This is a genomic window from Rothia sp. HMSC067H10 (assembly GCF_001810635.1).
In the GTDB taxonomy this organism is placed as follows: domain Bacteria; phylum Actinomycetota; class Actinomycetes; order Actinomycetales; family Micrococcaceae; genus Rothia; species Rothia dentocariosa.
On sequence record NZ_KV802317.1, the window covers coordinates 49171 to 61853 of the forward strand.

The following is a 12683-nucleotide window of genomic DNA, read 5'->3' on the forward strand; positions in this document are numbered from 1 at the left end:
CGGTTCCCCTTTTTATCCCGTAATGTATTTGCTCTCTAAACGTGTAAAAACTGCTGGAGCTTAGTGCCCGGTATTTCCGTGCATTTGAACGGGTAACAAGGTAGGATAACAAACAGAAGTAACCCGTTCGGCTACGGACATCGGATAAGAAGGAGGTATTGCCAATGGCGCGATATAGCGTCGGTGACAAGACCACACCAGGGAATACCTCAAAAACTGGATCTCGTTCTTCTGAAGCTTACCATGATATGCATGGTACAGCCGAGCAGTTAGAAGGGTTTGAAGTTCTTCTTCCGATGGCACCACCTCCGCGTGGTGAACAGGGGGTTCTTTTTAAAGATCCTGTATCAATCGTCGACGAGAACCTAGGGTACCGCGGATCTGTTGCCAGGAAAGCTGCCGGGATTAGCTATCGGCAGCTTGACTACTGGGCTCGTACGGAGCTTGTGGTGCCTACTGTGCGCTCCGCCTCAGGGTCTGGGACTCAACGGCTCTATAGTTTCCGCGATGTATTGGTTCTCAAGATCGTTAAGCGCCTTCTCGATACCGGAGTATCTTTACAACAGATTCGTACCTCTATTGACCATCTTCATACTCGGGGGATCGAGGACCTTGCAGGAATCACCCTGATGAGCGATGGAACCACCGTTTATGAGTGTACGTCGCCGAGCGAAGTTATTGATCTCGTACAGGCTGGCCAAGGTGTCTTCGGAATTGCTATTGGGCGAGTCTGGCGTGAGATCGAAGCGAATCTGAATGGGCAACCTGGTGAAGAGATGCAGACGGTATCGGACGCGGAAGATGAACTTGCCGCACGCCGCGCCCGTAAAGCCTGACGTGCACTAAAACCTCAATACTCTAGTAGAGTGGTCTTAAAGACATACGCTGTGGTACCACATATGCGTGATATACACGAGTGTAAAGATTATTGGGAAAAATTGCGATCGAGAGTTATCGAACGCAAGTAATTTCGATAAAATAAGAGTGCACTCGTTCAATTGTTGAACTTATAACTTCGGAGCGCCATGCCTAGAATTGTCAGTGTTAGTAGCCTCAAAGGTGGCGTGGGTAAGACCTCCATTGTGTTAGGTCTTGCATCAGCAGCGTTGCACGGTGGGCTCAAAACCCTTGTCATAGATCTCGATCCCCACGGGGATGCTAGTACCGGACTTGCCGCAGAAGGTGGGTGCCCGGACATTGCTTCTATCCTGCTTACCCATGACACCGATGCGCTCACCCGCCTTGTGAGCCCGTCAGCTTGGAATAACCTGGTGGGTACACCTACGCTGCTCACGAGCAATCCTATAGAGGGCGGCGAAATTCATGTAGCTCGTGGTTCGGCGCGTTCGGCTCTTCTCGATACGAAAGAGCCCGCGCCCTTCATTGAACGGTTGCAGAACCTTATCGAAAATACTGGGAGCACATACGACCTAGTCCTCATCGACTGCCCACCGTTTTTAGGGACCCTTACAGCAACTGGATGGGGCGCAAGTCAGCGAGTGCTTTCGATTGCGGAGCCTTCACTTTTCTCCGTGGCGGGTACTGAGCGTACCCTCCGTGCGATTGTTAGGTTCCAGAAGGACGAGAATAGTTCTGTTGAGGCTGCTGCCGTTGTCGTGAATAAATTACGTGCCGACGACCCTGAGCACAGCTATCGGTACGAAGAGTTGAAGGCACTCTTTGGGCAGCTTGTTGCTGAGCCTACGTTCAACGAAGAAGCTGTTATTCAGCGTGCTCTTGGGGCAGCACATCCGATTCACTTCTGGCCCGACGAAGAAGCTGTGGAGCCCTCCATACGATTTACACGTCTGCTTGCCGGACTCATGGCAGCACTGTAGAGCCTAGAGATGGATGTCCTGTGCCCCGGAATAAAACCCGGGGTATAGCGTTGTAACGTACGTATTAAGACTCAGTAATCTTTATTGCAGGTGAGGGACTATGAGTATCAAAGAGCTCGAAATTATTGATGGCGTAGCACAGTACGACCTTATCGTCATCGGCTCGGGATCGGGGAACACCCTGATAGGACCGGAATGGGATAACAAAAAAGTAGCGCTTATAGACGGCGGTACTTTCGGCGGAACATGCCTGAACGTTGGGTGTATCCCTACGAAAATGTTTGTGTACCCGGCAACTACTGCGCAGAAAGCACGTGAGCTCAATAAGTTGGGTATTGAGGCTGAAATTACTGCAATTAACTGGGCACAGATACGCGATCGTATTTTCCCTCAGCGCATCGATAAGATTTCTGCTGGTGGGCGTGACTGGCGCGCTGGTCTACCTAATGTGGATTACTACCCCGAATACGCTCATTTTGTTGATGCTCACACAGTGCAGACAGAGTCCGGGCAGAAACTTTATGGTCGCCAGGTTGTAATTGCTGCGGGTTCGCGGGCGGTTCTTCCTGCGGTTCCCGGTATTGACTTACCACAGGTTCATACAAACGACACGATTATGCGTTTGGAAGAGTTCCCTCAACGTCTTGTGGTGCTTGGCGGCGGGGTTGTCGCCGCCGAGTTTTCGCATGTATTCTCTGCTTTGGGGGCACAGGTTTATCAGGTTGTTCGTTCTAACCGTATTCTCCGTGAGGTAGATAAAGAAGTTGTAGACCGGTTCATAGAAGCTGCCTCTCACCAGTGGAATATTCTCCTAGAGCGCTCCCTTGTTGAGATACGCGAGAACGGCGATGGAACCGTTACCGTCGTAGTTGAACACGATGGTGAGGTAGAGGAGATTGTTGCGGATGCCGTACTTGCCGCAACTGGTCGTCGTTCCAATAGCGATACTCTTAAAGCATCCAGTTTCTTTGACGTCGATAGCCGCGGGTTTATTGGAACTGATAAATACCAGCGCGTACTGTATAACGGTTCTCCCGTACCTGGAGTATTCGCGCTAGGTGATGTCTCCTCGTCGTTCCAACTCAAGCATGTGGCAAACCATGAGGCACGGACCGTTCAACATAACCTTAGCCATCCCGATAGCTTCGTTGCCAGCGATCATCGTTTTGTTCCTGCTGCGGTTTTCAGTAATCCGCAGATAGCAACTGTAGGGCTCTCGGAAGAGAACGCCCGGAAGCTGGGGGAGCGTGAGGGCTTCGAAGTTACGGTGAAGAGCCAGAACTACGGCGATACCGCTTATGGATGGGCTATGGAAGATTCCGTGGGACTGGCGAAACTTATTGCCCGCAAAGACACGGGACAGCTCTTAGGCGCCCACCTTGTAGGGGAAGAAGCCTCAGTACTGATTCAGCCGCTTATTCAAGCCATGAGCTTCGGATTGGGTGTGAAAGACATGGCTCGTGGTCAGTATTGGATTCACCCTGCTTTGACTGAAGTTATAGAAAATGCTCTTCTCGGGCTAGATGTAGATAACTAGTTTTCATATATAAAGCTGTGGAGGCTCTCACCAATCTTGTTGAGAGCCCCCACAGCTTTTAGCCTCTTTTCGCGTTCAAGAGCTACGATTCTTCCGAAGAGATTCGTGGAGCTTTTTTGTCGTTTTCTAAATCTCCGCGCACGTGCTCTTTACCATCAGGGTATGTACGCTCTTCATCTGAAGGTGTGGCTCGGACTGGCTGATGCTGAGATAACTTTTCTGCCGCCTGTCCTTTAAACTCTTCAAGGCGTTCAGTCGCTTCGACCTTTAGATCATGAAGTTTTTCTGTCTTCTCTGTTTTGAACTCTTGGAGCCTATCAGAAGCTTGCTCGGCGTAGCTTTGCAGACGTTCGAGTTTATTATTAGCGCTTTCCGAAACACGGCTATAGATGTCATCCACATAAGCAGAAAAATCCTGCAGAATCTTAGCCCGTTTGAGCTTTTGAGAAGGTGTTAAATAGCCGTTCGCCTCCGTCAAATCCTTACCCATAATGCGGAATTCGCGAATAGCTTCTGCGCGAGATACCAGTTGATTAGCCTCGTCAATAATGCGCTGGATCGCGGCACGCACGGCAGGATGCACGGCGGCCTCCGGTATGGAAAGGGAACGCGGAAGCCCCAAATGTTCAAGCTGATCGGGGAGAGTATCGGGATCGAGAGTAACTAAAGCCGCAATAAAGGGTTTCTGGTCTCCCACGAGCATAGCCTGAGATACTAAGGGAGAAGTTCGTAGATGGTTCTCCGCAGTGCCGGGAATAACATTCTTGCCCCCGGCCGTCACGATGATTTCTTTTTTGCGCCCCACAATTTTGAGGAGCCCTTGATCATCGAAACGGGCTAGGTCACCGCTCTTGAACCATCCATCGTCAGTGAAAGACTGGGCATTTTCAGCGGGATTTTTGTAGTATTCCTTCATCACGCCGATTCCACGCAGTTCAAGCTCGCCATCTTCGGCAAGACGGCCTTGAGAACCTGGCAGGAGCGGACCAATAGCCCCGATCTGAAAATTGCTGATGCGCCCGGCAGCAATTGGCGCACATGTTTCCGTGAGACCATAACCCTCAACCACTCGGACTCCTACCGCATGGTAGAAATGATTCAACCGTGGAGAGAGAGGCCCGCCTCCGCAGACTGCGTAACGTAATTTACCGCCCATAGCGGCACGCAATTTTGTGTAAACTAGCTTATCGTAGAGTGCGTATTGTGCCGCCAACTTGAGGGGGAGTCGTCCAGAAACTTTAGCCTCAGACCAAGCGATGGCAACCTTAACCGCTCGCTTAAAAAGATTTTCGTTTATGGTTCCGCCATGAGCCGCCTTAGCCAATGCTCCCTCATAAATCTTTTCAAAGACACGCGGTACCACCAGCAACATGGTGGGCTTAAAACTATCCAGATCAGCCGCAAGATTCTTGATGGTAGGGGAGTGTCCAACAACAACCCCGGAATCCAAAGCAAGAACCTGAATAAACCTTGCCAGAACATGCGCTAAAGGTAAGAAAATAAGAGAAGAACTACGCGGATTAGCGATCTCCGGCTCTGCGATGCGCGTATTAAGACTCAAATTAAGAAAGTTTCCGTGCGTGAGCGCACATCCTTTAGGCTTACCTGTTGTTCCAGACGTGTAGACGATGGTTGCAAGCGAATCGGCATGGGCATGCGTGCGGGCCGCTTCAAGTTCGGCATCGGAGACATCTAGACCTGCCGTGATGAGTGTATCCAGATCTCCATTTTCAATAACCCAACGATTTTTAATATTGAGAGGCTGAAATTTATGCGCTTTATCAGTAATCTGAACCAGATTATCGTTCTCCACAAAAATTGCTTGTGCCTCAGAATGCGATAAGGCCCAGGCAACTTGTGCGGGTGCGTTCGTCTCGTAGATAGGTACCGATATGGCACCGGCATACCAGATAGCAAAATCTATTAAAGCCCACTCAAAGCGGGTGCGGCTCATAATACCTATGCGATCACCAGGTTTAACGCCATGCGCAATGAGTCCCTTGGCTACGGAAACCACCATGTCATGGAACTGATGTGCGTGAATGTCCTGCCAATTGCCAGGCGACATCTGCCACCGATACAGCACGGGATTTGAGGTGTCGGAGGCATGGCGTTCCACAATACTGGTGAGATTCAACGCTGGATCTACCATAGCTTCTGCGGGTACGGAGACAATTTGCATACAAGGCCTTTCAACGCTGTAGCTTGGATTATGCTTCACAGTCAACGACAAAATCTTGTATCACGGATAAGACAAGTTCCGCGTCGTAGTCTAGAGTCGGCACATGGTAACTGTGAGTCAACCATTTAAAGTTTACCGGTGCTGAGCAGTGTTCCAGAAAATAGCGGTGCGAACTATCTGAAACAACATGATCATGAAGGGAACGCAGGTAAAGCACCGGAGCTCGTAGCAAGGGTATCAGCTCACGAGTCTCTCGGCCCAAAAGGTGAAGCTGCCGTACAGAAACGGTAGGAGTTCGCGGATATGCACCTTCATCAACTCCAGGACGGGCAATGTCAGATCCTACAGATTTGAGCGAAGGAAATATAGGGGCAACTCGGTGTGCCACTTTCATCATGGGGTTTACATCCACAAAATAGGGGTTAATGAGCACCATGCCTAGAACATCATGCCGAGCCGCTAAATTGGTAGCAATGCACCCGCCCATAGAAATACCGATTATGATAACTCGATAGCCTGCATTGAGGAGTTTCCAATATCCTTCTTCGACACCATCAACCCACTCTTTATACTCGGTCGCCACCATATCTCGCCAGTGTGTGCCATGCCCAGCAAGACGAGGCATCTCAACAGGGTAGCCGAGCTTAATAAAGTGATCTGCTATAGGTCGCATACTGTGCGGGGATCCTGTGAAGCCATGAATGATGAGAAGGCCAACATCACCCTCATAGAGTTCATGGTCAGCCGGATGGGAAATAGGATCGTGGTTGAACTCCGACTCTAAAGAGTTTTGCACACGCATTGTCGAGGGCTGGATGGCAAGCTCACGACGCTGATGCGCCTGACGGCGGATGCGGCGAAACGGTTCACCTGCATTCTCGAAAATACTCATGGCATCCTTTCAACAGTACACTCTCACTTTGAGACTTGGAACCGTTCAAGAGTTGAAATAGGTTCGTGGTCAATTATTACCTACAGCTCTGGGATAACTGGGATAACACCGTCTGAGCTACGCTAAGAGCGCGAAAACGATAATATTCACAGATAACTATCAGACAAAAGTCACCTCGGTGTCGGGAAAGAGGGGATTTAGGCACGGTACTGCTAAACCCGTTACAATCTAATCACGTAGAGGTTTCGCATTGTTGCCGTCCTCTTGTGATATGTGCTCGCTAACCACATCCGTCATATACGGGTACGCGTGCCTATCCCACATTTATTGTTTTATGACGGAAGAGTTATGACCCTCGCCTACAGCACCCTCAAATTTCTTAGTACGCCCATTCTGCATAGTCTCTATCGGCATGAAATTATCGGGCTTGAGAACATACCCCAGGGACCGGTCATTATTGCAAGTAACCACCTAGCATTTTGCGATTCAGTTTTTATACCTCTTGCACTCGATCGCCCTATTAATTTCTTGGCGAAAAGTGATTACTTCACAACATCCGGTGTCAAAGGTCGCGCTATGGCTAAATTTTTTACAAGCATGGGCCAGCTTCCGATGGATCGTTCCGGTGGGGTCAAAAGTCAAGAATCTCTTGCCAGAGGCCTTCGGGTGCTAGAATCAGGCGGCATACTGGGGATCTATCCCGAAGGCACCCGCAGTCCTGACGGGCGTGGCTACCGTCCCAAAGTTGGAGTAGCAAGATTAGCCCTTGAATCTGGAGTTTTCGTCGTACCAGTAGGGCAGATTGGTACGGACCTGGTGCAGCCGCTGGGAACAAATAGGCCGCACCTGCGCAATCGCGGACAAAAGATAACGATCCGTACAATTTTTGGAAAGCCGCTAGATTTCTCCAGCAGAAGTCACGAAGCGCATCTTTTCTCCGTACAGCGTGAGATTGCGGATCGTGTAGGTGTAGCTATTCGTGAGCTTAGCGGGCAAGAATATGTTGATGTGTACGCGGATGCGGTGAAAAAACTCATGGCATCCGACAGTTTAACCGCCGAACAGGCTGTAAACCGTCTATGTGCAGAGTGCCCATAAACTTATCTAAGACTGCGCCATATGCTCAGATACGGCATTTTAGGAAGGTACAATAATCTTTATCCTTGTAACGCCGCGTCAGCGTGCTGAACCATACAGAAATTCTGGAGTACACACCCATGAGCAACGCGAACCATAACCATCAGCTTGGCGCAGATTACGGGTTGGATACCTGGCGGAATCTGCACATAGATCAGCAGCCTACATGGGCAAATCACGCTGATTTTGACGCAACTGTTGCCGAGCTGAGCTCTCTGCCCCCGCTAGTTTTTGCTGGTGAGGTAGATTCTATGCGCGAACAGCTGGCGGAGGTAGCCGAAGGACGTGCGTTCTTGCTACAGGGCGGTGACTGTGCCGAAACTTTTGAAGGTGCCACAGCCTACAAAATCTCTGGGCGCATCAAAACTCTTCTCCAGATGGCGGCGGTTCTTACCTACGGCGCTTCGATGCCTGTGGTGAAGATGGGTCGTATGGCTGGCCAGTTCTCAAAGCCACGTTCCTCGGATACGGAAACACGCGGCGATGTTACTTTGCCTTCCTTTCGGGGCGAAACCGTCAACGGTTTTGAGTTCACGCCTGAAGCTCGTGAGCATGATCCTAAACGTATGCTGCGCGGCTACCACACCAGTTCCGCCACCCTTAACCTTGTGCGTGCTTTTACAAAAGGTGGCTTTGCAGATCTACGCGCAGTACATCAATGGAACCGCGGGTTTACTTCAAACCCAGCGCATGAGCGATACGAACAAACAGCTGATGAAATCGGTCGCGCCCTCAAATTCATGGAAGCCTGTGGAGTTGATTTTGATGCGCTCAAAACTACCGATATGTATGTGGGACACGAGGCATTAGTCCTTGACTATGAAAGGTCCCTCACCCGCATCGATTCACGAACCGACTTGCCCTATGACACCTCAGCCCATTTCTTGTGGATTGGTGAGCGAACTCGTGGGATTGATGATGCGCACGTGGATTTCCTCTCTAAGGTGCGTAACCCCATCGGCGTAAAACTCGGTCCCACAACCACCGCCGAAGATGCACTGGCCCTTATCGATAAACTTGACCCGAATCGTGAACCCGGTCGCCTCACTTTTATTACCCGTATGGGGGCTAAGAATATTCGAGAGAAGCTGCCTCCTATCGTCGCAGGGGTACAAGCTGCTGGTGCACAGGTTATCTGGGTAACCGATCCTATGCACGGTAACACAATTTCCGTTCCTTCCGGCTATAAGACCCGCCGTTTTGACGATGTACTCGATGAAGTTCGCGGTTTCTTCGAGGTACATGATGCTCTCGGCTCATTTCCTGGCGGTATTCACGTTGAGATGACCGGGGATGACGTTACTGAATGCCTAGGTGGCTCAGACGCTATTGATGAAGAAGCCCTGGCTGATCGTTATGAATCTCTTTGCGATCCCCGGCTGAATCACTCGCAGTCGCTTGAAATCGCGTTCTTGGTATCCGAGTATCTCAGGAACCGATAAGCAATCTAGTTTTAGCTTTATGCTGAAGGTCGCATAGAACTCTGTAGAGTTCTATGCGACCTTCAGCATATGGGATTACTCTATAATCCGCCGAAAAGCCTGGAAAAATCTTGCCACCAGGCGGCCTGCAGCACTGATGTGGCGAGCATCCAGCCCGTAAAACCAGCCGCCATAAAGAGAACGACCACCACTAATGCGGCGAGACTCCACGCTGTAGCTGAAGGTGGCTCGGCAAGAGACTCGGTAGGGAATCGAGGATCAAGAATGTGCCGACGTTCGCGCTCCTGCGTTTGAGAATCCCAGCTTTGTTTAGAGTCTAGAGAGGAATTTTGCTCTTGGTTTGCTTGAACAGGAACACTTGAATTCCGGCGATCATATATTCGTTGCGGATCTGCATAAGCAGAGAACGATTCATTGTCCAGCTGCTCTTTGGACATAGACTTTTCTTGCTGAGGAACGTGCTGAGTGGAAGGTGATTCTGATCGTGGTACTGGCGATGGCTCTGGTCGTAGCGCGTTATGGAGATTCGCTGGTGCACTAGGGGTTGAAGATGGGGGAGATATTAGGCTCTCGTCGGGACCATGTGGTTCTGGGCCAATACCTATATGCCCTTGTTCATGGACAGCAGGGGAGAGAGGGACACCAAAATCGTCAATTACCGAATTCTCTGCATCTACGTCGAGAATCAAATCTACCGCGCTGCCGTACGCGCTAATAGGAGTATCACGCACCATTTGCGCCATGCCGCTGCGCTCAGCAATATCACCCACCTCATCCCAAAGTGCAAGCTCTGGAGGTTCAAGATGCGGGGAACGCCATGCACGATCTTTAGGATTCATCCGCTGGGCTATCTCGGATAAAGCAGTGAAAAGTTCCGTGGCGTCCTCGGGGCGTGCATCCGCTTGTTTACGTGTGCACCACCTGATAATCCCCGCTATATCGGGGTCGATTCCCGGAGCTACTTCCGTAATTGGAAGCATCTCAATATTGGCGTTGTGGTAGAGAACCTGTTGATCGTTGTGTAAACCGGTAAATGGTAAACGACCGGAGAAAATACGGTACATCATAACGCCCAGCGCAAAAATATCCGCTGGAGCACCAACACGTCCTTGCGGGTCTAAGATTTCAGGCGCCACATAGGCGGGGGTACCCATAAGAACCCCAGAGTCATATTGGTCATTGCGGCGCGTAAGACCAAAATCTGCTAACTTAATGCGCCGCTGAGTATCTAAAAGAATATTCCCCGGCTTCATATCGAGGTGAACATACCGATGCGCATGCACCTCTGAAAGCCCCTCAACAACGGGAAGCAAAATTTCAAGACCTTCCCCCATAGACAGCGCTTGGCGAGAGCGAAGGAGCTGGCTGAGCGTACACCCATAAACGTACTCCAAAGCGATATACATAATGCGCTGCCCCTGAAGATACTCGGTACCTGAAGACAACACACCTACTGTGTGACCCCCGCCAATTTTACGCAGAGAGCTTTCCTCACGATGGAATTTTTGCCTGTTCTCCGCTTGTTCGGCAAGTTCGGGCGTAAGCACTTTAATAGCTACGGGATTATTCGACCACAAGTCAGAAGCGTAATAGACTTCACTCATGCCTCCGCGGGCTATCATTCGTCCCATGAGGTAGTGCTTTTCGAGCACTTGACCGGTTAACCGCAGCGGCTGCTTATGATTCGTCTGGGGAGCAGGACCGGGCACAGAGGAACCGGAATTAGGCTGTGGAGTATGACTCATAGTGATAAAAATTTTAGGCGATGCATTTGAATGATGCGACCCTATTCGTCATGTCGGAACCTAACCCTCAGCAGATTTTCAGGAAAGGTGCATACCTGTGATTTAGTCGTAGGCTAGATGAGCACGCTACTTGCAACACACCAGCTTGCGGTACGGAATAAGTGGTAATTGATTAGGCTCTCTGGCACTCTTAAAGGGTGACTAACGAAAATATTGCTCAGACCTTTGCCCTTGTAGGCGAGTGGGTCACTATTCCAGAGATCTCTGAGATCCTCGATCTGAAGATCACTCGCATACATAATCTTCTTTCTGACGGGTCTTTGATAGCCTTGCGCGATCCCGAAACCAACGTGCGTAAAGTCCCCGCACTCTTTTTGAACGGGAACCGCGTCTTGGAATCTTTAAAGGGAACTCTAGTCGTACTCAAAGACTCAGGGTTCAGCGATGAAGAAGCAATCGTCTGGCTATACACGGATGATGACTCTCTTCCTGGGCGCCCTATTGATGCTTTGAAAGACGGACGCAAGACAGAGATCCGCCGTCGCGCACAGGCGCTTGCCTGGTAGAACAAAACTAAGAAGAGTTTTTATCAAGATCGAGTTCCAACGGTACCCGAAAAATATATAGTTATGCGGCGCATCTAACAGCTTGGATGCGCCGCATCACCATTCTCTCTAAGCTTTACGGTGCAGCGCCTTAGCCGCTATCGCGCTGAGCGCGCAGCGTATCGGCTCGGATACCGGCAGCGCATGAAGAGCAGTATCTACAGCTTCTGACTTCTGAGCGATAAGCTCTTCGACATGCTCTAGAGCCCCAGAGCCTATCATAAGCTCTCGGATTTTAGAGATTTGCTGGTTCGTGAGTTCCGGGTTCCCTAAGGCGCCTTCAAGCATCCTGCGGTCTTCAGCAGAGATATTTTGTGTTGTTAGCGCTATGAGAACGGTGCGTTTTCCCTCACGAATATCATCTCCGGCGGGTTTGCCTGTGGCGCTAGGTTCTCCAAAGACACCAAGTTCATCATCACGAAGCTGAAATCCTTCTCCCAGCGGAAGTCCGAAAGCACGATATTTCCCAAGAATCGGGTGGTCTTGATGCGCGATTGCGGTGAGTGCTAAAGCCCCTCCTAAGGCGAGTGGGTGCTCACAGGAGTACTTTGCGGATTTGTATTGAATAACACGGTGAGCACGAGCGAGGGCGTTCTCAGGAGTCTCTGCTGGAATAACTTCGGAAAGCACATCAAGGTATTGGCCAGCCATAACTTCGGTACGCATAGTATCGAAGATATTTCGCGCTTCGGTGCCGGATAAAGCACCTTCTCCGATGGATGAGAACATCTGTTCCGACCACGAAAGGCACAGATCACCCGCAATGATTCCACCGGTTAGTCCGTAGTTGAAAGTATCGCCCACCCATGAGTTCTGGATGTGCTGCGTTTCAAACTTTTTATGTACTGAGGGCTTTCCGCGGCGTGTATCAGAGCGATCGATAATATCGTCGTGAATAAGAGCCGCTGATTGAAAGAGCTCAAGGGCAGCCCCTGCTCGAATAATAGGGGTAGGAGCCGACCTTTCGAGTATGGAGTCTCCTCCAGCACCTCGCCATCCCCAATAGCTCAGAAGAGCCCGGAGACGTTTCCCCCCGGAAGAGAGCGACTCGATAGCTTCAAGAAGGGGCAGCGCATCGTGAGATATAGCGGTCAGCAGGGTGCGTTGTTGTGCGAAAAATTCTGACATAGTAGCTTCGACTGCGCGTAGGTAAGCTTCTTGCTCAGACTTAACGCCGTCGCTGAGATTTTCAGGTTTCGGCTGTTCTGTCATGTTTGTGTTCCTTAGGGGAGTGCGCGCGAATACTCCTCTAGAGTAAAGCACCGGTTGATATTTGCGAATATTATAACCTTCCTGAGGTCTGAG

General features: G+C 50.4%; 10 protein-coding genes. 6 read left to right on the forward strand and 4 right to left on the reverse strand.

Annotated features, from left to right (window positions below; translation table 11 throughout):
- The first annotated feature begins 248 nt into the window (after positions 1–248).
- The 3 genes from HMPREF2756_RS07285 to HMPREF2756_RS07295 all read left to right on the forward strand — a co-directional run bounded on the left by HMPREF2756_RS07285 (position 249) and on the right by HMPREF2756_RS07295 (position 3375).
- A complete protein-coding gene (locus HMPREF2756_RS07285) occupies positions 249–836 on the forward strand; it encodes a MerR family transcriptional regulator (RefSeq protein ID WP_041322042.1) in 588 nt (195 codons plus the stop codon).
- 189 nt (positions 837–1025) lie between these two features.
- Complete coding sequence (locus HMPREF2756_RS07290) at positions 1026–1838, forward strand: ParA family protein (protein WP_070523413.1); 813 nt, start codon at positions 1026–1028, stop codon at positions 1836–1838.
- A 100-nt stretch (positions 1839–1938) separates the two neighbouring features.
- On the forward strand, positions 1939–3375 hold the full coding sequence (locus HMPREF2756_RS07295) for a mycothione reductase (RefSeq protein ID WP_070619858.1): 1437 nt from the start codon (positions 1939–1941) through the stop codon (positions 3373–3375).
- An 82-nt stretch (positions 3376–3457) separates the two neighbouring features.
- On the opposite strand, the gene HMPREF2756_RS07300 is transcribed toward HMPREF2756_RS07295, so the two are convergent.
- The gene (locus HMPREF2756_RS07300; RefSeq protein WP_246825885.1) at positions 3458–5557 is read right to left on the reverse strand and encodes an AMP-dependent synthetase/ligase; all 2100 of its coding nucleotides are present in this window, start codon (positions 5555–5557) and stop codon (positions 3458–3460) included.
- Between the two features lie 28 nt (positions 5558–5585).
- Positions 5586–6449: an alpha/beta hydrolase gene (locus HMPREF2756_RS07305; protein WP_037230812.1), complete on the reverse strand. Its 864-nt coding sequence runs from the start codon at positions 6447–6449 to the stop codon at positions 5586–5588.
- Between the two features lie 348 nt (positions 6450–6797).
- Between HMPREF2756_RS07305 and HMPREF2756_RS07310 the strand changes: the two genes are divergently transcribed.
- Together HMPREF2756_RS07310 and HMPREF2756_RS07315 are read left to right on the forward strand one after the other, a co-directional pair.
- Positions 6798–7547 carry a lysophospholipid acyltransferase family protein gene (locus HMPREF2756_RS07310; protein ID WP_070619861.1) on the forward strand — a complete coding sequence of 250 codons (750 nt, stop codon included), beginning with the start codon at positions 6798–6800 and terminating at the stop codon, positions 7545–7547.
- Positions 7548–7666: 119 nt separating this feature from the next.
- Positions 7667–9028: a class II 3-deoxy-7-phosphoheptulonate synthase gene (locus HMPREF2756_RS07315; protein WP_013398830.1), complete on the forward strand. Its 1362-nt coding sequence runs from the start codon at positions 7667–7669 to the stop codon at positions 9026–9028.
- Positions 9029–9108: 80 nt separating this feature from the next.
- On the opposite strand, the gene HMPREF2756_RS07320 is transcribed toward HMPREF2756_RS07315, so the two are convergent.
- Complete coding sequence (locus tag HMPREF2756_RS07320; protein ID WP_070619864.1) at positions 9109–10773, reverse strand: serine/threonine protein kinase; 1665 nt, start codon at positions 10771–10773, stop codon at positions 9109–9111.
- Positions 10774–10970: 197 nt separating this feature from the next.
- On the opposite strand from HMPREF2756_RS07320, the gene HMPREF2756_RS07325 reads away from it, so the two are divergent.
- On the forward strand, positions 10971–11339 hold the full coding sequence (locus HMPREF2756_RS07325) for an Rv2175c family DNA-binding protein (RefSeq protein ID WP_013398832.1): 369 nt from the start codon (positions 10971–10973) through the stop codon (positions 11337–11339).
- A gap of 108 nt (positions 11340–11447) precedes the next feature.
- Here the strand turns inward: HMPREF2756_RS07325 and HMPREF2756_RS07330 are convergent, their stop codons facing one another.
- On the reverse strand, positions 11448–12590 hold the full coding sequence (locus HMPREF2756_RS07330; RefSeq protein WP_070619867.1) for a polyprenyl synthetase family protein: 1143 nt from the start codon (positions 12588–12590) through the stop codon (positions 11448–11450).
- Positions 12591–12683: the final 93 nt, after the last annotated feature.

Excerpts from the sequence above, each read along its gene's own strand:
- HMPREF2756_RS07285 (WP_041322042.1), top strand. The coding sequence starts at position 249 with ATGCATGGTACAGCCGAGCAGTTAGAAGGGTTTGAAGTTCTTCTTCCG.
- HMPREF2756_RS07290 (WP_070523413.1), top strand. The coding sequence starts at position 1,026 with ATGCCTAGAATTGTCAGTGTTAGTAGCCTCAAAGGTGGCGTGGGTAAG.
- HMPREF2756_RS07295 (WP_070619858.1), top strand. The coding sequence starts at position 1,939 with ATGAGTATCAAAGAGCTCGAAATTATTGATGGCGTAGCACAGTACGAC.
- HMPREF2756_RS07300 (WP_246825885.1), bottom strand. The coding sequence starts at position 5,557 with ATGCAAATTGTCTCCGTACCCGCAGAAGCTATGGTAGATCCAGCGTTG.
- HMPREF2756_RS07305 (WP_037230812.1), bottom strand. The coding sequence starts at position 6,449 with ATGAGTATTTTCGAGAATGCAGGTGAACCGTTTCGCCGCATCCGCCGT.
- HMPREF2756_RS07310 (WP_070619861.1), top strand. The coding sequence starts at position 6,798 with ATGACCCTCGCCTACAGCACCCTCAAATTTCTTAGTACGCCCATTCTG.
- HMPREF2756_RS07315 (WP_013398830.1), top strand. The coding sequence starts at position 7,667 with ATGAGCAACGCGAACCATAACCATCAGCTTGGCGCAGATTACGGGTTG.
- HMPREF2756_RS07320 (WP_070619864.1), bottom strand. The coding sequence starts at position 10,773 with ATGAGTCATACTCCACAGCCTAATTCCGGTTCCTCTGTGCCCGGTCCT.
- HMPREF2756_RS07330 (WP_070619867.1), bottom strand. The coding sequence starts at position 12,590 with ATGACAGAACAGCCGAAACCTGAAAATCTCAGCGACGGCGTTAAGTCT.